The sequence below is a fragment of the Acinetobacter psychrotolerans genome (genome assembly GCF_048552595.1).
Lineage (GTDB): Bacteria > Pseudomonadota > Gammaproteobacteria > Pseudomonadales > Moraxellaceae > Acinetobacter.
Window position 1 is genome coordinate 169,210 of record NZ_JBIMDK010000005.1, and the last position, 21,273, is coordinate 190,482.

Annotated in this window: 25 protein-coding genes and 1 pseudogene; 11 read left to right on the top strand and 15 right to left on the bottom strand. The window is 36.4% G+C overall.

Going from position 1 to position 21,273, the window contains the following annotated elements:
* The first annotated feature begins 33 nt into the window (after positions 1–33).
* Positions 34–342 carry a hypothetical protein gene (locus ACG94X_RS06650; protein ID WP_419382159.1) on the top strand — a complete coding sequence of 103 codons (309 nt, stop codon included), beginning with the start codon at positions 34–36 and terminating at the stop codon, positions 340–342.
* A gap of 93 nt (positions 343–435) precedes the next feature.
* Here the strand turns inward: ACG94X_RS06650 and ACG94X_RS06655 are convergent, their stop codons facing one another.
* Positions 436–585: a DUF4113 domain-containing protein gene (locus ACG94X_RS06655; protein ID WP_419382953.1), complete on the bottom strand. Its 150-nt coding sequence runs from the start codon at positions 583–585 to the stop codon at positions 436–438.
* Positions 586–855: 270 nt separating this feature from the next.
* Between ACG94X_RS06655 and ACG94X_RS06660 the strand changes: the two genes are divergently transcribed.
* From ACG94X_RS06660 to ACG94X_RS06680, 5 genes are all read left to right on the top strand, one after another.
* Positions 856–1,830, top strand: a complete 975-nt coding sequence (locus ACG94X_RS06660; protein WP_419382954.1) for a hypothetical protein — start codon at positions 856–858, stop codon at positions 1,828–1,830.
* Entirely contained in the window at positions 1,831–2,340 is a 510-nt protein-coding gene (locus ACG94X_RS06665; RefSeq protein ID WP_419382955.1) for a DUF6714 family protein, read from the top strand.
* Between the two features lie 207 nt (positions 2,341–2,547).
* Positions 2,548–2,820 (top strand): hypothetical protein, encoded by a 273-nt coding sequence (locus tag ACG94X_RS06670; protein ID WP_419382956.1) that lies wholly within the window; start codon positions 2,548–2,550, stop codon positions 2,818–2,820.
* Entirely contained in the window at positions 2,817–3,227 is a 411-nt protein-coding gene (locus ACG94X_RS06675) for a hypothetical protein (protein WP_419382957.1), read from the top strand. Before ACG94X_RS06670 ends, ACG94X_RS06675 begins: the two co-directional genes overlap by 4 nt.
* 1,144 nt (positions 3,228–4,371) lie before the next feature.
* On the top strand, positions 4,372–4,596 hold the full coding sequence (locus ACG94X_RS06680) for a hypothetical protein (RefSeq protein ID WP_419382958.1): 225 nt from the start codon (positions 4,372–4,374) through the stop codon (positions 4,594–4,596).
* A gap of 111 nt (positions 4,597–4,707) precedes the next feature.
* Here ACG94X_RS06680 and ACG94X_RS06685 read toward each other — a convergent pair whose 3' ends face one another.
* From ACG94X_RS06685 to ACG94X_RS06695, 3 genes are all read right to left on the bottom strand, one after another.
* Entirely contained in the window at positions 4,708–4,998 is a 291-nt protein-coding gene (locus ACG94X_RS06685; protein ID WP_419382959.1) for a hypothetical protein, read from the bottom strand.
* A gap of 165 nt (positions 4,999–5,163) precedes the next feature.
* Positions 5,164–5,829 carry a hypothetical protein gene (locus tag ACG94X_RS06690; protein ID WP_419382960.1) on the bottom strand — a complete coding sequence of 222 codons (666 nt, stop codon included), beginning with the start codon at positions 5,827–5,829 and terminating at the stop codon, positions 5,164–5,166.
* Between the two features lie 92 nt (positions 5,830–5,921).
* Positions 5,922–6,617 (bottom strand): putative quorum-sensing-regulated virulence factor, encoded by a 696-nt coding sequence (locus ACG94X_RS06695; protein ID WP_419382961.1) that lies wholly within the window; start codon positions 6,615–6,617, stop codon positions 5,922–5,924.
* 467 nt (positions 6,618–7,084) lie between these two features.
* Between ACG94X_RS06695 and ACG94X_RS06700 the strand changes: the two genes are divergently transcribed.
* The 3 genes from ACG94X_RS06700 to rnk all read left to right on the top strand — a co-directional run bounded on the left by ACG94X_RS06700 (position 7,085) and on the right by rnk (position 10,310).
* Entirely contained in the window at positions 7,085–8,323 is a 1,239-nt protein-coding gene (locus ACG94X_RS06700) for an alpha/beta hydrolase (protein ID WP_419382962.1), read from the top strand.
* A gap of 150 nt (positions 8,324–8,473) precedes the next feature.
* Positions 8,474–9,724 (top strand): serine hydroxymethyltransferase, encoded by a 1,251-nt coding sequence (glyA, locus tag ACG94X_RS06705; protein WP_419382963.1) that lies wholly within the window; start codon positions 8,474–8,476, stop codon positions 9,722–9,724.
* A 178-nt stretch (positions 9,725–9,902) separates the two neighbouring features.
* The gene (gene rnk / locus ACG94X_RS06710) at positions 9,903–10,310 is read left to right on the top strand and encodes a nucleoside diphosphate kinase regulator (protein ID WP_419382964.1); all 408 of its coding nucleotides are present in this window, start codon (positions 9,903–9,905) and stop codon (positions 10,308–10,310) included.
* Between the two features lie 366 nt (positions 10,311–10,676).
* Here rnk and ACG94X_RS06715 read toward each other — a convergent pair whose 3' ends face one another.
* From ACG94X_RS06715 to ACG94X_RS06735, 5 genes are all read right to left on the bottom strand, one after another.
* Complete coding sequence (locus ACG94X_RS06715) at positions 10,677–11,084, bottom strand: DUF3106 domain-containing protein (protein ID WP_419382965.1); 408 nt, start codon at positions 11,082–11,084, stop codon at positions 10,677–10,679.
* Complete coding sequence (locus ACG94X_RS06720) at positions 11,074–11,400, bottom strand: hypothetical protein (RefSeq protein WP_419382966.1); 327 nt, start codon at positions 11,398–11,400, stop codon at positions 11,074–11,076. The genes ACG94X_RS06715 and ACG94X_RS06720 overlap by 11 nt, the downstream gene beginning before the upstream one ends.
* A complete protein-coding gene (locus ACG94X_RS06725) occupies positions 11,393–12,007 on the bottom strand; it encodes an RNA polymerase sigma factor (protein ID WP_419383030.1) in 615 nt (204 codons plus the stop codon). Before ACG94X_RS06725 ends, ACG94X_RS06720 begins: the two co-directional genes overlap by 8 nt.
* A gap of 168 nt (positions 12,008–12,175) precedes the next feature.
* Positions 12,176–12,952 carry a TrmH family RNA methyltransferase gene (locus ACG94X_RS06730; protein WP_419382967.1) on the bottom strand — a complete coding sequence of 259 codons (777 nt, stop codon included), beginning with the start codon at positions 12,950–12,952 and terminating at the stop codon, positions 12,176–12,178.
* Between the two features lie 115 nt (positions 12,953–13,067).
* Positions 13,068–14,042, bottom strand: coding sequence for a class 1 fructose-bisphosphatase (locus ACG94X_RS06735; RefSeq protein ID WP_419382968.1), 975 nt, complete (start codon positions 14,040–14,042; stop codon positions 13,068–13,070).
* A 179-nt stretch (positions 14,043–14,221) separates the two neighbouring features.
* On the opposite strand from ACG94X_RS06735, the gene ACG94X_RS06740 reads away from it, so the two are divergent.
* Positions 14,222–14,407, top strand: a complete 186-nt coding sequence (locus ACG94X_RS06740) for an NF038105 family protein (protein ID WP_419382969.1) — start codon at positions 14,222–14,224, stop codon at positions 14,405–14,407.
* A gap of 58 nt (positions 14,408–14,465) precedes the next feature.
* On the opposite strand, the gene pal is transcribed toward ACG94X_RS06740, so the two are convergent.
* The 6 genes from pal to ybgC form a co-directional block, all read right to left on the bottom strand.
* Entirely contained in the window at positions 14,466–15,035 is a 570-nt protein-coding gene (gene pal / locus ACG94X_RS06745) for a peptidoglycan-associated lipoprotein Pal (RefSeq protein WP_419382970.1), read from the bottom strand.
* 60 nt (positions 15,036–15,095) lie between these two features.
* Positions 15,096–16,379, bottom strand: a complete 1,284-nt coding sequence (gene tolB / locus ACG94X_RS06750) for a Tol-Pal system beta propeller repeat protein TolB (RefSeq protein ID WP_419382971.1) — start codon at positions 16,377–16,379, stop codon at positions 15,096–15,098.
* A 355-nt stretch (positions 16,380–16,734) separates the two neighbouring features.
* Positions 16,735–18,213 (bottom strand): cell envelope integrity protein TolA, encoded by a 1,479-nt coding sequence (gene tolA, locus ACG94X_RS06755; RefSeq protein WP_419382972.1) that lies wholly within the window; start codon positions 18,211–18,213, stop codon positions 16,735–16,737.
* A 3-nt stretch (positions 18,214–18,216) separates the two neighbouring features.
* Entirely contained in the window at positions 18,217–18,672 is a 456-nt protein-coding gene (gene tolR, locus ACG94X_RS06760) for a protein TolR (protein ID WP_419382973.1), read from the bottom strand.
* Positions 18,672–19,370 (bottom strand): protein TolQ, encoded by a 699-nt coding sequence (gene tolQ / locus ACG94X_RS06765; protein WP_419382974.1) that lies wholly within the window; start codon positions 19,368–19,370, stop codon positions 18,672–18,674. Before tolQ ends, tolR begins: the two co-directional genes overlap by 1 nt.
* 23 nt (positions 19,371–19,393) lie before the next feature.
* Positions 19,394–19,801: a tol-pal system-associated acyl-CoA thioesterase gene (gene ybgC, locus ACG94X_RS06770; protein ID WP_419382975.1), complete on the bottom strand. Its 408-nt coding sequence runs from the start codon at positions 19,799–19,801 to the stop codon at positions 19,394–19,396.
* A 525-nt stretch (positions 19,802–20,326) separates the two neighbouring features.
* Between ybgC and ACG94X_RS06775 the strand changes: the two are divergent.
* A pseudogene (locus tag ACG94X_RS06775) lies at positions 20,327–21,271 on the top strand (IS5 family transposase).
* Positions 21,272–21,273 lie beyond the last annotated feature (2 nt).

Sequence of the window (21,273 nt, forward strand, 5' to 3'; positions counted from 1 at the left end):
CTTAAATACTCCAGTCAACAAATAGGTATATTAATGAATATTAATGAATATAATCTAAATAAAGATATTTATTTTCAGATAATTAGTAGGTACTTGGATAAATTATCTTTGGAATCTAAAAATCATGTTATACATTATTTTAATGTGGCAGAGATAGAAATGTCTTATGAGTCCTTCTTACTTTCGTTGAAAAGTGAGGATATTGAATTGAATGATAAAGATGCAAATAAATTAATAGAATTAGGAATGTATTTGGGTTTGGATCAAGATTCTGTTTTTAAAGATGATTTTTGGGAGTATATATTACCATGGTTGAAGCAAGTAACTAATGAATCTGAATGAACAATTGGCTATAAATAATGAAGTAAAAATTAACCCATAAGGTAGCTCTGCCTTTCAAACCTTTGTGCAACAAAACCCATCCCAACTAAAAAATCACTTAACTTTAATCACTCCATTCTTCGTAAAATAATTCTTAGACAACATATCTCGACTCATAGACCACTTACGATCTTTGAAATAGCAAGGTCCAACAGAGATTTTAGCCTTTCCGAATTTCATCTGAATATCTTCATAAGCCTGCATTAAATTTTCATTCTGTATTCTCGTTTCATGATCTGAAAGTAGGTCAGGGATATGGTTTGATTTCTCACAGAATTTAAAATAACGTTTGATTATTTTTTAAGATTTACAATCTACTAAAGATTCTAATTTTTTGTTATAAATATGTTATTATTTTTAAAATAGATTTTTGAATATTTTATAGACACATCAAAATAAAGAGTGAAGTTTTTAATGCTTAAAAGAATAATTTTTTTTGTGACAAGTTTATTGTTAATACTTAGTTCGACGTTAATGAATGCTACAACACTTGGGATGTGGAGGTTATCTAACTCTTTTGCTGTTGGAGCATCCATTTTATACGATGGCTTAAAGGGAGCTATTACTTCATCTGTTTTAATCACACCGAATGCTTCACAGGTTGCCAAAGTATTGAAGGGCGGAGGGGCGGATTTTGCTCTGACACTTGCTGTCGAACAATTATTAGGTGCTGTGGATTGGGTTCTTGATCCTGCGAATAATCAGATAAGATATAAAGTTAATCCTGATGAAATTGACCTTATCAGTGTCTACAGAAGTTCCAAGACGGGAATTGTATATGACCACATCAACCAACTTTGCCAAGCCGATTATAAATTTTATTTTCCTTATTATACTTTGACTGGCTGTCGTATTCATCCTATGAATTATGGCCTTGTTGAAGTGCTGGTTGGTGAGGGGGGCAATACTTACAATAACTATGTTGTTGGTTTTAAAATTCTTAGAAATGAACCTATTGAACTGGAAGAAAAAACCCTCTCTCTCGAAACCGTTGCTCAAAAAGTCATTAAGAATGCTGAAAATAACAACTTAGATGCCCAATTTGCAGTTTTAGCAACGGCGACAAATATTTTGTTAGAAGCTGAAAAAGATGAGGCAAAAGCCAAACCTATTGAGGAGGAGTTAGAGAGGAATTCTAAGAAATGTCCAAACGGTCAGTCGCGTAATGCATATGGTCAATGTTTTATTTGTGGATCTTCTGCTTTAGAGCAGCAAATGGCAAATGATGTTCAAATTGCTAAAAGTGCACATATAGGTTTAGGCGCTTGTAAAGTAACTCACACAATAGAAGAATTGACACCTCGATATAACAACTATGTTAGAGAAGCTGTGGCAAGAGATAAATTAAATGCTTGTTATGATATTCCTCATCAAACTCATCTTAATCAAGCTAAAGAGGCGTGGCGACAAGCTCAAGAAGTTTGTGTTAAATACATGGCAGTTAAGTAAATGACATATATATATATATTAGAAAGTTTAATAAAGAAACATCTTAAAAACTTCAGTTTTGAAGATGGAAATAGCTTATTAGAATGTGATTTTTTAGATACTTACTCTAATAATATAGCTGAATATATTGATCCTTATCCAGAATGGCAAACTGTACCTATTTTTTATTTAATAAAATATTCATATGGGATTAATTATTTATCACCTATTTCGTATAAATTTTATATTCAATCTTTAATGTGGAATTATATTAAAAACAGAGATGTTTTTATAAAAGAAATTAATGGTCTAGAGCAATGGTTTCATTCCTTATTTCCATTAAATGAAGAGTATTGTATAGATAATGAAAAGTTTACTAAACTTACTGATATTAGTTCGACTGAAGGGCGAGTAATCTCATATTTCCTGTTCTGTATATATCATGACCCATTGATTTCCAATGAAATTAAAATATTGGTGAAAGATATTAACAGCTCGTTTTGGATGTCATGGAAATATACTCTCAATTAAAGACCTAAAATCCAAAATCCATACCCCGATCTTGCTTAGGTTGGGGCTTTTCCATTTTCTTTTGCAGTTCTTTCCTTTTGCCGATATTTTTATATAATTGAAGAAAAAACCCTCTCTCTCGAAACTGTTGTTCAACAAGTTGTTGAAAATGCACAAAATAATAATCTCGATGCCCAATTTGCAGTTTTAGCAGCAGCGAATAATATTTTGTCGGAAGCTGAAAAAGATGATGCTAAAGCCAAACCTATTGAAGATGAATTAGAAGAAAATAAAAACAACACCTGCAATCCTCCTGCTGGTGTTAAATTCAATAAAGTGACACATTATGACCATAGTGGGGATCCATTAAAAGGCACTCATGGGTGCATGGCATTAACAGGAAGCCCAATCCATTGGCATTATTCTGTAAATAATCAAAGACCTGATGGTCGTTGTTTCTTAGTGAAACATGTATTTGGCGGATGTGGAGTAACACCATGATTAATAAATTCAATAGCCTGATTAATCAATTGCATGACGCAAGAGTGTTTGGGGTTTTATTTGATAATAATCCTTTAACGTATGACTTAAATCTAATTTTGTATATTCAAATTTTCTCTACTTTCGAGAGTGAAAAATATACTCTCGAAAAAGGTTTAATTGTTTTTGAAGAAGCTTTGATTGATAATTTTAGTATAATAAAGGACTTGAGTTATGGTCAATTCTTCATTACAGGCATTGACTTTGTAGATTGTGGAAATGGGAGATTTAATTTTATTTTCACTTTTGATGATTCTACAATTAAATTAGTTCTATCTGCGACAAACATTAATTTAATTATGTCAGGTATTATCGAGCAGAAAAATGAGCAGTTTTTGTCAACAGAATGGAAAAATCTTCTTTTTTAAAAAGAATTATTTAACCTCTATTCAAGATAAGTAAAATAAAACTACCATCCAAAATCCATACCTCGACTTTACTTCGGTTGGGGGCTTTTCCATTTCATTTTGCCGATATTTTTATATAGAAGTAGAGCCAGTCGTTCTTCATGTGTTCTAATTGTTAGTTGTGTTAAAATTACTATATCAAGGAATAGAGTCATACTCACATTTATTTTTGAGGGTATATTGGGGGGTATAATAGAAAATTATTAAAATATAACCTAATAAAAACAATGCTATGTTGCTTATTTACTGTGTCCGCTGGGCGTACCATCTTACTATTTTGATTTTTTATAAATAATTCGTAAAATATTATTTTGAAGTATTTGAATAATTTTATTTTTGAACGTATTCATAATAACTATAATCTTGTTGCTTATTTTTTTATACAAATAACTTAAATGGATCGCAAAAAATTTCAGCATATCTTTAATGCTTGAATATTTAGCTCAAAAAGCACAGTTCGCAAATAATATTGATGAAAACCTTAAATGCTTGGAGTTGGACATTCAACATCACCACATATTCATGGTGCTTACCACAGTAATTATGAGAATAATTGACGGATACTTTTACCGAATGTCGAAAAGCCAAGATCTACTTAGGTATTCCGTAATGAATTGTTTGGTTTACATTCCGATCAATAATAATACGCCTTATCAATAGCTAATCAATTGATGTTTTGCTGATGAAGTGTGCAGAATTGTTATGCCATCTTGCTCGATTTGAAAAGCAGGATTATAGTTAGATCATAGTAGATCGTTCAGCGACTACTCCTCAGTTGGACGGATCAATGACAGCTGTTTGAGTTTGAAATCTGAGAATGAATGAAAGTTCAGACTTAATATTTAACAATAAAATCAGCACTAGCCTTCCAACATAGAGCCCGCAGCAATGTGGGCTTTTTTAATTTTGACATTTTAGTTTGTAAGCTGAGCATAGTAATTATGTAAAGCTAATTCAATTCTGAGCTTATATAAACAAGGACTTATCTTTAATTTAAGAAGAAAAATAAACTATTTTAACAATGCCATAAAATCTAACATCTTCAAAAGTACAACAGCGAATAGGCATGTTATAAAAGGCCATGTACAAAATGGAGGCTATTAAAATGTCTGAAATGATTACAGTGAAAGTTAAAGATCAATATAGCAATGAAATTGATGCTTTAGCTTGGTTAAATAAGTTGAAAGAGCATGAGAATGAATCATTATCATTATTTCAACGTATCGATCATATTCTAATTGATGGTGAAAAAATTTTACCTAATATCGAATTACTTTTTGAAAGTAAAAGTAGTGATAGTATTTATCGTGTGGTTGAACAAATCATTTAATTTGAATGATGAATTTGCAATAAAAAGGCACTAATTTTTAAAATCAGTGCCTTTTAGCGTTATTCGGTTTGTAAACACATGAGTTTTATAAATTCATCAAAAGTGCAAAATTTAGGCTTTTGGGAAATGATTTAAAACAACTGCAACGATATGATATAAAGCCAAACGATCTTGATCTGCATATTCAATTGCAGATTTTTCAATTCTGAATTTATCTTTAAGTAACCCTTTATTGTAGCGTTCTACTAAAATAAATTGCGATGATAAAGGATCAGCTTTGATACGAAAATCACTTTGATATTCAAATCTTGAAATATTTTCAAGACATTGTTCAAAAGTTGCATATAAATTTGCTAATGTTCGAGCAACTGGATTTGTTGTTTTAGGTACAAATTTAGACATAATTGATTATTTATTCTTAATAATGGTGTTTTTTGATTCTACGTATAGCACACGAAATAGACAAATTAATTTTGTGAGTAAATATGAATTATTTCTAGAGAAATATATGCTAGGAGCGTAAGACATTTCCTTGTTATCAATAATATTAATTAAAATATTTTAAAATCATGATGATATGTGAATATTCTGCAAGGATTGGTTGATATTTTGCATGTTTTGATTCAGCTCAGAAGGTGTAATACGCGTTTCTTGCAAAGCTGTGATCCACTGCATTTGGCATAATTTAATTTCACGGATAGATTGCGCTGCTTGAATCTTTAGAATCAGTTGTTTCGCCATTAGGCCACAGTGTGTTTTGAGTAAACTGATCATCGTTTGTTTGATATCGTCAAAATCTAAAAATTCTTCGTGTTGCGGTTGGTTATGCCGCATTGGTGAAGCTTTGTTATGGATAATAGAGCTATTAACAGATTGATTATGATTATTTAATTCTTGTTGGTTTTTAGCATTACCCTCAAGTTGAGTGCTATTGGTATTAGCAATAATTTTTTCAGTATTTTCAATTAAGGGTATGTCTTTGTTATAGGTGTTTCTTTTGAAGGAATTTTCAGTCGGATGCGTTTGAGCGATATTATTCTGGAAAATCAAGCCCAATTGTTCTAGTTGTTGGATGATTTCAGGTGTTGCAAGGCGTTGTTTCATCGCGCCATTCAAAACCCGAAAGTCATCAGTACCAATGAGAAGTAGCAGTTGTCTTTGACGAGCATTCAGTTGAAATGAGCGTTGTTTTAACGCTTGAATCCCTAAGTCAGTTTTTACATAACGATCCATGAGCCAATCGATTCACTTTAATAAATTGGCTCTAGAGTAATGCGTGAAAATTACACCAATATGACTATTTTGTTACACATCAGAAGCTTAAGTTATGATGATTTAGCATTTTCGAGCGCTTTACGTAAATAAGGATCGAGGTCTTCTTGGCGTAGTAACCATTGCACATAATCAGTAGGTAGGTCGATAATTGCAGTTCCACGATGTTTACCAAAATTGATACTACGTGGAATTCGAGCATCTTCAGAAGCTTCAAATAATTCTTCAATGGTTTGAATTTTTAGTTGATACACAATGTGCATCAAAATGTTTGCAGTCAAAATAATGTCCGCATCTGCGCGATGTGCACCCTTTAACATTTCACGCGCTTTTTCACTGCCTTTACTGATCATGTAAATCAGTGCGGAAATATTGTGGGCTTCTGCATCTGGCCAAACCAAACGAGCTAGAGCCAAAGTGCAAATGGCTTTGATATGTGATGTATCCACACCACATTGTTGAATTGCACGAATATCATAATCAATATTATGACCAATGATATAAATGGTTTCTGGTGGTAATTTAAATTCTGAGAAGTTGGGTTGACCCACTAAATCAGACTCTAAAATGTGATGTACCGCCATCGAGCCATAAGAAATTTTCTCATCACCAATACTATATAACTGATCAAAAATAAGCTCACGATCTAAGCTTAATTTGCCTTCATTTATTTGGATGGGTGCATAAGCAATCTCAATGGGTAAACCATTTAAGCTATGGGTTTCTGTATCTAAGATAATGGCTTGCATGCATTGCTCCAAAATAAGTGCAAAAGATCAGTCCGAGTAACACTAGCTTTTTTGGATTTTAAATTCAATTTAAACTTAATCGAAATCAGTTTTTTGGTGAGTTTTAGCTTAGATGTTATCCATTATTTTACCGATCATGGTTATGACTTGTTGAGATATTAACAAATACCAAAATACATAGATTAAGTTGAATAAAAATGAACTTTATCCAATTCATGAGAAAAGCAATGAATAAGGTGATGAATGGCTCGCTATTTTTATTATTTATAAAATACATCAGGTATTTGAGGGCTTGGTTGTTAAGTTTTGATGAAGTTATTTATCGCTCAAATTATTCATTTTAAATAAAGGTTAAAAATAAAAACAAATGGCTTGCTTATCATATTTTTTTGCAGTATTGATTGAATTCTATGCAAAATTTATTTTGCGGGCATTATTTAAAATAAATGTGTTTAAGGATAAGTCACATGAAAAGAAAATTATTATCAGTCTTGGTTTTAAGTTCAGGTTTATTGTTGAGTGCGTGTAATGACGATGACAATAACGGTTCAGGTACTGGAGGGAATAGTGACCCAAATGCGAATAATATTGAGAAGCCTGTGGTCGGTATTCCTACCGCTTACACAACAGATGATATGAGCACAGTCGCAGCTGATAGTGTGTTGATGACGTATAAGATGAAAGGGATCAATGATGTCGAGACTCTGGCAACAGCATTAGTCTTTACTCCTAAAACAGCACCTCCAGCAACGGGTTGGCCTGTGGTTGCATGGGCGCATGGTACAACAGGCGTTGCAGATAAATGTGCGCCGAGTAAGCAAGGCTTAAAAGGCACTGAAATTTTATTAAAACTATTATTGGCGAAAGGTTATGTCGTTGTCGCACCTGATTATGAGGGTTTGGGTGAGCCAAGTGGTCGTGAACCACACCCATTCTTAAACTTAAAAAGTGAAGCTTATTCAATTACCGATGCTGTTGTTGCGGCACGTGACTATATTAGCAAGCAAGGTAAGCTTGTAAGTAAAGATTGGTTGACCATTGGGCATTCGCAAGGCGGACAAGCTGCTTTGGGTGTTGCTCAATATGCTTCGAGAGCTCAGCTCAACTATAAGGGAACAATTGCAATTGCGCCTGCTTCAAATCTTACACTCATACTTGTAGGTGGCGAAGCACAAGCTGGGGCGATGACAGATTTAAGTGCTAAAATTGCGACCTTAGCTTCTTTAGATACCTATACTGCATTAATTACAGCAGGATTAAGAAATAAAAATCCGCAACTGATGTTTAGTCAAATCTTTAAATCTCCAACAGATAAGCTTGCAGAATATGCAGAGACAGTGTGTTCGGGTGATGTCGGAGTTACTTTTGCTGGTGGGATGACTCAATTTGCAACTCAAAATAATGGTTCTCTTGATGGATATCCAAGAACGCAAAGTAATTTTCTAGCAATACCCGTAGTTAGTCAATTCGTAACTACGGACTCTCAACCGCTTCAAACCAAAGTGAATCAACCCGTTATTATTTATCAGGGGGCAAAAGATACGACAGTACCAAAACAGGTCACAGATATATTGCTAGCAGGCGAGGGCGCAAAACAGAGCAGTATTACCTATCATAGTGATGATGATTGGGATCATATTACGGCTTATACATTGAATTTTTCTAACATCTTAAATGATGTGAATAAATTAATGCCTGCAAAATAAATTTACATTCAATTTTAGCTCATATTTTTTAAATATGAGCTATTTTTATTACATCCTGAGTAAAGTTCATTCTATATAGTCAGAAACTTCATGCTACAATGTGCGCAATCTTAGCACGGCTTAAAAGCCCTAATACATAGGACCTCGCTAATGTTCGCCAATATCTCTATTTCTGAATTTGATCCGGAAATCGCTCAGGCAATTTCTAAAGAAGATGCCCGTCAAGAAGCTCACATTGAACTTATTGCATCTGAAAATTATTGCTCACCAGCAGTAATGGAAGCACAAGGGTCTAAACTCACAAACAAATATGCGGAAGGTTATCCTGGCAAACGCTACTACGGCGGTTGTGAATATGTAGACGTGATCGAACAATTGGCGATTGATCGTGCTAAAGAACTTTTTGGTGCTGATTATGCAAATGTTCAGCCACATGCCGGTTCTCAAGCAAACTCAGCTGTTTACTTAGCACTTCTTAATCCTGGCGATACTGTTTTAGGTATGAGCTTGGCACATGGTGGTCATTTGACACATGGTGCTAAAGTAAGCTTCTCTGGTAAGACATATAATGCGATTCAGTACGGTTTAAACACAGAAACTGGCGAAATCGATTATGAAGAAGTTGAACGTTTAGCAGTAGAACATAAGCCACGTATGATCGTTGCGGGTTTCTCTGCGTATAGCCAAATTGTAGATTGGCAACGTTTCCGTGATATCGCGGATAAAGTTGGCGCTTATTTATTTGTAGATATGGCTCACGTTGCAGGTTTGGTTGCTGCGGGTGTTTACCCAAGCCCAGTACAAATTGCAGATGTAACAACTACAACTACACATAAAACTTTACGTGGCCCACGTTCTGGTTTAATCCTTGCGAAAGCGAACGAAGAGATTGAGAAAAAACTTCAATCGGCTGTTTTCCCTGGTAACCAAGGTGGTCCATTAGTTCACGCTATAGCTGCTAAAGCAATTTGCTTTAAAGAAGCAATGGCTCCTGAATATAAAGAATATCAAAAACAAGTTGTTGTTAATGCTAAAGCAATGGCTGAAGTATTAATCACTCGTGGTTATGATATTGTATCAGGTGGTACAGAAAACCATTTATTCCTATTGTCTTTAATTAAACAAGACGTTACGGGTAAAGAAGCTGATGCTTGGTTAGGCGCTGCTCATATCACTGTGAACAAAAATGCTGTACCAAATGATCCACGTTCACCGTTTGTTACTTCAGGTATTCGTATTGGTACGCCTGCTGTGACGACTCGTGGTTTTGGTGAAGCGGAAGTGCGTGATCTTGCAGGTTGGATCGCAGATATTTTAGATGCAAAAGGTGATGAAGCTGTCATCAATGCTGTGAAAGAAAAAGTTGCAGTTGTGTGTGCTAAATTTCCAGTTTATGCATAATTTGCATTAACTTATGAGAAGCTCCCTCAAGGGAGCTTTTTTTATGAATGAATAAAAACTGAAAAAATTGAAATGCTCAAACTTATAGCGCAATATCTGCTATAAATGAGATGGATTTAAATGAACTACATCGTTGTTGGATAAGATCCTGATGTAGGAGACCAAAGGAAAAAGGTATATGGCTAAACCAAATATTATAATTTCAGCACAAGATTTACATCGTTTAGAAACAATGTTGGAACATCAGCAGGGAAAATTGACTGAAACGATGAAACATCTTGAGGATGAACTCGCTCGAGCGGAAGTGGTAGAGCCAGACCAAGTACCTGCTAATGTGGTGAGTATGAATGCGAAAGTATTGATTACAATAGCGCCTTCTATGGAAGCAACTGAAATAACATTGGTATATCCGCATGATTTTCGTGGGGAAAAAGGGCAGGTGAATGTCATTGCACCTATTGGTGCTGCAATTCTAGGTCTTGCTGAAGGGCAAGAAATTGAATGGCCACAACCTGATGGTCATGTTATGAGGGTTAAGATTGAAAAAGTCTTATATCAGCCTGAAAGAGCAGGCGATTACAACTAGTTTTCTCACTTCTGAATAGGACAGTTGTTATTATATTTAAGCCATCAGTATTGATGGCTTTTATATGAAACTGAATTTTTATCGTGCAGATTGAATAGATGGCAGTCATCAATTCAGATTTTAATCCTTAGCTTAAGTCTTTATAGCATTAGTTTTTATTTTAGAATTTTGTTGCGTTACTTGAATGAAATTAAAATAACAAATACGGAACTAAATAAGTTTAAAAAATAGCATGATTTTTTGAGTCAATTGATTCGGCATTTTTCAAATTTGTATAAATAATGAGGAATTTTGATTCTATTGAATGATGGAATTTAAAGAGATAAAAAGCCTCAAAAGAGGCTTTCAAATCAACAAAAATATGAATTAATGAGCCGCAATGGTCGTCGCTTGGTATTTTTGCATATATTGTTCACGAATTTCATTACGTTGATCTGAAGTCGATGCTTTCTGCATTTTCTTACGTAATTCATTTCGTTCAGTACTGCTCATTTGTTGCCAAACTTCACGCATTTTTTGCTTTTCTTGGTCTGGGAGTTGGGTAAACCAGTCCATGCGTTGTTGCAGTGCAGTACTTTGTTCAGCAGGTATTTCTTTTAAATTTTGATAACGTTTGATCAGTGCTTTTTGCTCATCTTCAGATAAAGCTTCCCATGTTTCGTTGACTTGACTGTTTGCATCTTTGGAAAAAATCCAAAAACGTTCAAAACCAGCAAAGCTTGTCTGTAGAAAACCAATAGCACAGAATGCCAAAGCTAATTTTCTAGCTGCCATGTGAATTTTTATCCTCACCAAAGACCGATAACATTTCTAAATCTTCCATCATTTGGGGTGAAAGTTTAGGATTTACAATAACTTGTTGTTGATTATTTGGTTCATTTGACGGATTGAAAGCATTTGGAATAACGACAAAACCTGTGATCGCAGCAGCGAGTGCGAAGCCTGTCATTTTCCATGCACCATAACGAGAAGTTGATTTATTCTCAATATGATCCAACACTTTATTCATCACGACAGCTTTGTTGCGATGATTATGTGCAAGTCCATCAAGTTTGTTCGTCACTTGTTTGGTAAAATCATCTTTATTCATTCGATGAGTCTCCATATGGATTTAAATGGGATAGCGATATTTTCAATCCTTGAATCGCCCTGTGATAATGGGTTTTTACGCTACCTTCAGAGCAATTCATAATCGAAGCTGTGGTTTGGGTATCAAAACCCTCCCAAGCACGTAACATGAACGCTTGTTGTTGTCTGACTGGAAGACGACTAATCGCTTCTTGAATTTCTTCAATCGTGACATCTTGATTCAGAAAATGTAATGGATTTGGTGTTGATTCATCCACAATATCCATTGCTTCTTCATCATCAGAATCTAAATTAATTTTGCGAAATAATGAAAAAGGATTTGAACGACGTGCCTCTTTACGACGCCAATCTTGTAACTTGTTATTTAAAATAGTGTAAAACAGCGGATACCATTCTTCAGTCGATTTTTCTGAATAGGATTTATGTAAGGAGATAAATGCTTCCTGTACTAAATCCATGGCAATACCGTTGTGACCCTGCGTTGCACTTTCCATCATGACTAAAGCGCGACCCGTCACATCCTGCATAAAAAATTTCAGGCGCTGTTCCACGGTACTCGTTTGAGCACTCGTTATTTCAGACTGTGACTTCTTCGGTGCTAAGTCCATAGAGATGGAAAATCCCGTCATTGGGTACCCACCATTATTTTAAATTCGTATATATATAACGCTTAAAATAGTGAATAGGTTGACATGAAAATCATATATTTTTCAGTTTAAATGATTTTCTCTAACAACGGGCAATATTTAAGATAATTTAACTAAAACAGTCGTAGATTATATGCGTTGACGTACCATTTCAAAGAAACAGATAGAACCTGCGATCGCAACATTCAAAGATTCTTGACCACCTGGTTGTGGAATAGTGACAGCTTCTGCATGTTTAAGTGCGAAATCTGAAACACCTTGACCTTCATTGCCCAGAATCCAAACACATTGTTTACGCAATTGTTTGCTATATAAGCTTTCTGCATTGTGCGAACTGGTGACATAAACAGGAATTTTGAATTGATCCATGATGTCTTCTAAGGCAACATTTTCGTAGGTATTCAAAGCAAAATGTGCGCCCATGCCTGCACGCAGAACACGTGGTGACCACAAAGATGCGGAGCCTTTAGTACATACCACTTGGTCAATACCTGCTGCTGCTGCTGAACGCAACAATGTACCAACATTCCCTGGATCTTGAATATTTTCTAGAATTAAAGTGTCTTCTGTAAAGTTCAAAGCTTCACGAGAAGAGGGTAGGTCTACAATGGCAAGACACGCAATAGATGTACCCAATGTGCTGATATCTTTATATAAGGCTTCGCTTAATACGAAAATGATTCCCGTGTATTGCGATAAAATTTCATCAAAATCGGCATGTTCAAGTGCGTGTTCTGTCGTGAAAATAGATTTAATCTGGCGGTTTTTCTCAAGCCAAGCCAATGTTAAATGTGTGCCTTCAAGCACGGTCTGACCTTGTTTTTTACGATAAGTATTCTGTTCAATTAAGCCACGTAAGTGCTTAACTTTAGGATTGTCACGTGATTCTAAAAAAATCGTAGGCATGAGAGAGTACATCCAATAAAGTAAGTAGGGTCTGCTGATTATTCCTTTTGGAAAATGCAACAGACCCTGAATGGCATTACTCGCTAAAATAGTGAGTCATAAAAACGCAAAGAAATTAGTTGTGATAGCTGGTGACAAGCTCAACTTCATTTTTAGAACCAATCACAACAGGTACACGTTGATGCAACTCAGTCGGTTGAATGTCCATGATGCGTACACGACCAGTTGTAGAGGTAGCACCTGCTTGTTCCATGAGCATACTCATTGGGTTTGCTTCATACATTAAACGTAAACGACCTGCTTTGTTCGGATCTTTCGTGTCGTATGGATATAAGAAGATACCGCTACGGCAAAGAATACGATGAATATCACCTACCATACATGCTACCCAACGCATGTTGAAATCTTTTTCACGTACAGATGTTTTACCTGCTTCAAGTTCATCAATATAGCGTTTTACAGGTGCTTCCCAGTGACGTGCATTCGATGTATTAATTGCATATTCTTTGGTATCTGCTGCAACTTGAATATTTTCAGAAGTGAGCAAAAATTGTTTAGATTCTGGATCAAAAGTAAAGAATACTGTGCCTGCACCAACTGTCAAAGCCATCATCGTTGATGGGCCATAAAGTACATAACCGGCAGCAGCTTGTTGATGGCCTGCTTGCATGAAATCTTCAGCTAGAGTTACCGCATTTTTAGCAGGCAGAATTGAAAAAATTGTACCCACGCACATATTAATATCAATATTGCTTGAACCATCAAGTGGATCGAACAACACAAGGTATTTACCATTGTCTTGAGCAGGGGTGAATTCATCTAATTCTTCAGACGCTAAACCACCAACATTTTTATTGATTTTAAGTGCATCAATTAAATAATCATTTGAAATTACATCTAATTTCTTTTGTTCTTCACCTTGAACATTTTCATGCTGCGCACTGCCCAATACACCTGCTAAAGCACCTTTTTGTAATAATTGATCAATGGCTTTACACGTAGTCGCAATAGTTTCAATAACATCAGCAAGTTCAGGTGTAAGGTTCCCTTGTTGTAGTTCTAAATACTGGGATAATGTGCGATATGACATAAAAAGGCTGCTCCAATAAAGCGGTAAATTTTTAACAAATTAAAGAATGCGGCTATTTTAGATGAGTTCGACACAAAATAGAAATTATCCTGTGTTATTTGTCGTGAAATTACCCTTGTAAGTATTTTTGAAAGTGTTATGTTGAAGAAATGGATTAATAATGTACAAGGAGCACTAAAATGACAACGACAAAGTTTGAAGCGACTCCAACCCCAAATGAAAGCATCGATTTAAATGAAATTAGTGCTGAAAATGTAAAGGATGCATGGAAAAATTACGAGGCTAAACCTGAATTTAAAAAGTTCAATAAGCACGATTTAATTGAATCTATGCAAAGTCCTAAGCAAGAGAAAACAGATTGTTAAAATAAAAAATGCCCAATATCAATTGGGCATTTTTTATGAGGCTATGATCGGCAAAATATTATTTTAAAAGTGGTGGAACAGCTTCGTAGTTAATTTCTACACGACGGTTCTCTTTCCACGCAGATTCGTCATGTCCAGCATTCACAGGCATTTCTTTACCATAACTTACTGCTTCTAATTGAGTTAATTTAACACCATTGGTGATTAAATAGCTTTCAACCGCTTTCGCACGACGTTCACCCAATGCCATATTGTACTCACGTGTACCACGCTCATCCGTATGACCTGTTAATGCGACTTTTGATGCTGCATTGGCAATTAAGAATTGTGCATGTGCTTGAAGAGTTTGGTAATCTTCATTTGAAAGATCACTACTGTCATAGTCAAAATGAACCACACGTTTTGCTAAAAATGCTTTATTTGCTTCCGTCACACCTTTAGATGATGCACCATTTAAATTTTGAGCATTTAATGCAGCATCTTCACTTAAACCATTGGTATTTACCGTTGTTGAACCATTTGGATTGGTTCCAGGTTCAGTCATTGCAGCAGGTTTGCGGTTCGCACAGCCTGTCATGACTAGACTTACAGCTAAAAATGGTAAAGCTAAATATTTGATAGACTTCATTACAATCTCCAGTACTTAAATTTTAAATTAGATAACATTGAATAGTGAAAAGCTTAAAAATTATTTAGGTGCCCAAGCAGGTTCACGAACTTCGCCTTGCTCGCTTGGTAGATTCATACGGAAGCGACCATCTGTAGACATAATAGCCAATAAGCCACGATTGCCTTCACGCGTTGCATAAACCACCATCTGTCCATTTGGAGAGAAACTTGGTGATTCATCCAAACTGGTTGGGGTCAGAATATTGGTAATCCCAGTTGAAATTTCTTGAATTGCAACTTTGTAATTACTACCTGATGGGCGATGTACCAATGCCACATATTTACCATCGGCACTTAAGCTACCGCGTGCATTAAATGCGCCGCGGAACGTCAGACGCTTGGTTGCGCCATCTGCAAAGTTATAACGATAAATTTGTGCTGAACCACCACGGTCAGATGTGAAGATAAAGGACTTTCCATCTGGTGAATAACGTGCTTCTGTATCAATTGCGCTATCGTTGGTAATGCGTTTGACTTGGCGTGAATCTAAATCCATTTGGTAAATTTCAGGATTACCATGCATAGAAGCTGTGAATAGCATCGATTTACCATCTGGAGAGAAGCTCGGTGCACCATTCAAACCACGGAAAGCTGCTAATTTTTCACGTGCACCCGTTGCTAAATCTTGTACATAAATTGCAGGGCGTTTGGTTTCAAACGACACATAAGCAATTTTCTTTGCATCTGGTGTCCATGCAGGGGATAGAATTGGGTCACGTGAGCTTAAAACAGTTTTTGGTTGCTCACCATCGGTATCTGCAATTTGTAACGTATAGCGTTGTTCAGGCGTGGTCGGGTTGCGTAGCACATAGGCAATACGTCCGCTGAAATCACCTTGAATGCCTGTCAATGCTTGATAAATCGTATCACTGATCATATGCGCTGCTGAACGAACACGTGATGCAGGAACAGTTAATTGCTCATTGAGTAAGAATTTTTGCTTTTCAACATCATAAAGCTGGTATTGAACGACAAGTGAACCATCTGCATTGGGTTTAGTTTCACCCAAAACCACATAAGGAACGCCCGCAGCTTTCCATGCTTCAGCATTGACATTGTTGAGTGAAGCCGTTGCAGGAAGATTTTTAGATGCACTGCTAAAGCGACCTGAACGGTTTAAGTCTTGCTCTACTACAGGGTAGATTGCTTGATCGCCACTGAATGGAATAATCGCAATTTTAGGTGCAGATTCTGGTGCTTTAGCAATTTCCAAATGGAGTTGTGCATAAGAGGTTGTAATAAGTGCAGGACTAAATGCAGCAATAATTGCTAATCCTAAGAGATGTTTAGGCACGATTTTCATTGGACTTCATGTACTCAAATATTGGTTTTAACTATGCTTAGCTTTGTAGCATAAAGACATGATTTTAATCTATATAAAGCATGTAATTATGTAGAAAAGATTACACAGTGGAAAAACACAAGATAAATTGTTTTAATTTAGGCTTTTAACACGTTTAAAGTATGCAAAAGCGGTCGAATATAAGTGATTTATTTGCTCAAATTTGTAGTTCATTACAATAATTGTTTCAAGATAGTTTCATCTTAATATGATTTTTTAAATGACTGGAAAAATAATCAGTTCAGCATTGAAGCATTATCAATGCAATTTTTTACTTTTGTAAAAAATCAACCCTACCGAAGCAGGGTTGAATGGATTATTTGGCAGTAAAAGTAGACGTTACAGATTTAGCTAAATTTCTAGCAGCTGGATCCGAAGGCATAGGATAAGGAGCAGCATTTTTAATTGCGGCTTTAATGCTTGCATCTAGTTGTTCATCGCCACTAGGGTTTGTGAGAACAATAGAAAGAACTTGACCTGAATCAGATAGGGTAAACCTTACACTCACTTTTTTTCCAGTTGAGCCAGATGGGACATTCCATGCTGATTTAACTTTATTAGTGAAATCACGTGTTGCATTGGATGCAACTTGTTTAGCCTCAGCCTTTTTAGTTGCAGCAGCTTCTCTGGCTTTTTCCGCAGCAGAGCTTTTCTCGTCCTCTAGCTCACGAGCAAGTTCTGCTTTGCGTTTAGCATCTGCATCCGCCTTGGCTTTATTTGCTGCATCAGTTTTAGCTTTTGCAGCAGCATCCGCCTTGGCTTTATTTGCTGCATCAGTTTTGGCTTTTGCAGAAGCATCTGCTTTGGCTTTATTTGCTGCATCAGTTTTAGCTTTTGCAGAAGCATCTGCTTTGGCTTTATTTGCTGCATCAGTTTTGGCTTTTGCAGAAGCATCTGCATTGGCTTTATTTGCTGCATCAGTTTTAGCTTTTGCAGCAGCATCTACTTTGGCCTTATTTGCAGCATCAGTTTTAGCTTTTACTTCGGCATCTGCCTTGGCTTTATTTGTTGCATCGGTTTTGGCTTTTGCAGCAGTGTCAGCCTTGGCTTTATTTGCTGCATCAGTTCTAGCTTTTGCAATTGCATCCGCTTTGGCTTGTTGGGCCTTATCAGCAGCGTCTTTTTTTACCTTTTCAGCAGCTTCAGCTTTACGTTGGGCATCTGCGTTTAATCGAGCTAATCTGGTTTTCTCTGCAGCATCAGCTTTCGTTTGTTGAAGTGCCTCTTGCTTGGCTTTCGCTGCGATATCTGCTTTAGCTTTGACTTCTGCCTCCGCTTTAGTTTTTTCTGCAGCATTTTTTGCTTGTTTCACTTTTTCGGCAGCTTCTTGTTTGGCTTTTTCTGCTGCATCTGCTTTAGATTGAGCAAGTTTAGTCGCTTTATTTTGTGCCGCTTGAGCAGCAGCCATAGCCAATTGTTGTTGCGCTGCCGCAGCTTTCGCTTCATTTGCTGCTTTTTGAGCATCGATAACACTTTGATCGGGTTGATGGTCCGATTTTGTGTTGTTTTCAGTTGGAAGTTCGGGCGCAGTCTGATTAGGATCTGCTGTTTGTTTCACTTTCTCTGCAACTGTATTGTCTGTTGTTTCAGTTGAATCTGTTTCTACTAAAGGCTTTGGTTCGAGTGGTGGTAAATCTTCAGGTTTAACTAATACCGTTTTAATTTGCTTCGGTGGTTCAGGTGGTTTACTTAAGCCGAGAAAAAGTAAGCCAGTAATTGCCACCACATGGATTCCAATAGTGAATCCAAGCGCAATCGCTTTTTCTTTAGATTGTGGCTTTAGAAATTTTTTCATAACTTACTTTTCAACAGACTGAGTCAATAAACCTACTTGGCTTAAACCTGCTTCTTGTAGTGTAGACATAAGTTTCATGACTTCACCATAAGGGCGTGATTCGCTACCATTGATTAAAATACTGAGTTGCTTTTTATTGGCATCAGCTTGTTGCTGGTTTTCAGTGAGTACTACTTTTAATTGATCAAGCGTTAAGACATCGTTCTGATGTTCTTTATCTTCAAGTTTAATTGTTCCATCGGCTTCTAAAGTCACAATAGTAGGGCGGTCTTCAGACGATGGAATAGGGTTGTTATTGGCCTGAGGTAAATCAACTTTTACCCCAGTTGTAATCATTGGTGCAGTGACCATGAAAATCACCAATAAAACCAACATGACATCAATGTACGGAACGACATTCATATCACTTTTTAATGGTTTTTTGACGCGATCAAAACGTCCAGAACGTTGGATAGCCATTATTCAGTTTCCTGTGTAGTTCCCACAGACTGACGTTGTAATAGCGCCACCATTTCTTCTGCAAATAATGCACGATCTGAATAAATTTGTTCGCCTTTCGCTGTGTAATGGTTAAATGCCAATACAGCAGGAATTGCAGCAAAAAGACCAATTGCTGTTGCAATTAGTGCCTCGGCAATCCCTGGTGCAACAGTAGCCAAAGTGACTTGTTCTACTTGTGCTAAACCAATGAAAGCATTCATGATGCCCCAAACTGTCCCAAATAAACCGACATAGGGTGCAACAGAACCAATACTGGCTAAAGCACTTAAGCCTTGTTCTAAACGAGTTTGGTCACGGCTTAAACCGACACGTAGAATACGTTCTGTACCTTCAATCATCGGTGATGTTTCAGCTTGACGCTTTTTAAGTTTAAGAAATTCGCTTAAACCTTGGTAGAAAATATCTTCTAAACCATTCCGCTTAGAGTTCAGTTGTGCATTGTTATATAGGGTATTGAGTTCAGCACCAGACCAGAATATTTTTTGAAAATGTTCATCACCTTGCTGTGCTTTCTTATAGCCCATATGTAACTTGGCAATGAGATACCAACTAAAAACAGATGCCAGTACTAAGACCAGCATGACCAATTGAACCACAGGGCTCGCTTGTAAGATTAAATCAGAGATGTGTAGCGAAGATTCTAGTTGTGTTGCCATAGTTACATGTGCCAATAGTTTTTTTATTCGTAAGCTAATTCTTTTTGAATTAAATCACGGATTTCGTCGGGAATTCTACAAGGTTTCATTGCTGTACTTAAACATGCTAATTCTACCTCGCCAGAAGCAAGCATGATTTCACCACGATAAATATTCTGTTGCAATACAAATGACGAAGCTTTACACGAAACTACACTTGCTGTAACAGTAATAAGATCGTCCATAAGTATAGGGCGCGAATATTTCAATGCAATTTTATGTACCACAAAATTATAATCTTTTTGATGCCAATAGTGGTGTATTCCAGAAGCACGTAGCCATTCAGTACGTGCGCGCTCCATAAAACGAATATGATTGGCATGATAAACGATACCACCAGCGTCTGTATCTTCAATATAAACACGGATTTGAAATTCAAACTTGTTCGCCATTTTTAACACCGTTCATAAATTAAAATATTGATATAAATTAGTGGTTTAATTTAAATCATTCAAGCATATTAATGAGCGAATAAGTGCTGAGGTTTAATTTGTAGACGCATAGTAGACGATAAAATAATAGTGTGTATTATTGCGAAATATTGCTTAACTTAATTCTACTCTGGCTAACACAAGAATAAAACTCACAAAAACATATATAGATAGCATCAGTGAATCTGGCATCTACCGTGATAGTGAGTTGATTGGGTTTGCTATAAGAGTTAACACAACTTGTAAAACTTACGTTGTTGAAAAAAAGTTAATGGCAAGGCTGTTAGGTCTACAATCGGTCTACATGGAAACTTAACACTAGCTCAGGCACGAATTTTAGCACAGGGCGCGTTATCTAAAATGGCGCAAGGTTACAATCCCAATTAAATAAAAAAGAAAAAAGAGAGCAATTGGTTTTTGATAATAAAATAGGGCTTTGTTGCACAAACCTAGCATTTGAGGCTTATTCATCAATATAATTTCAAAATGAATAAACCTGCAGCTAATATCTATCGGACAACGAATTGGTCTTCTTACAATAAAGCACTGATCAATCGAGGAAATATATCAATTTGGTTTGATCCAAAGACTGAGTGGTATGCACAATCACAAGGCAAGCAAGGTTGAAATCAGACCTACTCCGATACAGCTATTCAATGCTACTTAATGATCAAATCTCTCTTTCGGCTCTCTCTACGCATGGTTACAGGTTTTCTTCAAAGTCTGATTAAACTTTGCGGATTAGATTGGACAGCCCCGAATATCAGTGATATTCGTACACCACGCTTTGTAGAAGACAAAAGCATATTGATATTACGATTAGCTGCCAAAAAAGTAGCGATGGGCTACATCTACTCGTGGATTCCACTGGTTTGAAGTTTTTAGGTGAGGGTGAGTGGAAACGTAAGAAACACCAACCTGAATATCGTCGTCAATGGCGTAAACTGCATATCGGTATAGATGCTAAAACCCTGCAAATACGTGCTGTTCAGTTAACGACGCACAATGTCAGTGATTCGCAAGTACTTGGGGATTTACTTGATCAAATTCCACCAGATGAGCGAATTGACTCTGTTTATACCGACGGAGCTTATGACACTAAATGCTGCCGACAAGTCATTTTAGATCGACAAGCACATGCGGTCATTCCACCAAAAAAATGTAAAGCCATGGAAAGATCAGCAAGCGAGGTCTATAGAGCGGAATGAGTTATTGAAAACAGCCAAACAGTTAGGAAGATCCCTTTGGAAAAAGTGGTCTGGTTATCACCGTCGAAGTTTGGCAGAAACCAAGATGCATTGCATCAAATTATTAGGCGATAAATTAACATCAAGGAGTTTCCCTAGTCAGGTGAACGAGATTCATGCACGCGTAGCAGTCTTGAATAAATTCACAGAATTAGGTCGCCCTCATACCCAAGTTGCCACTTAGAT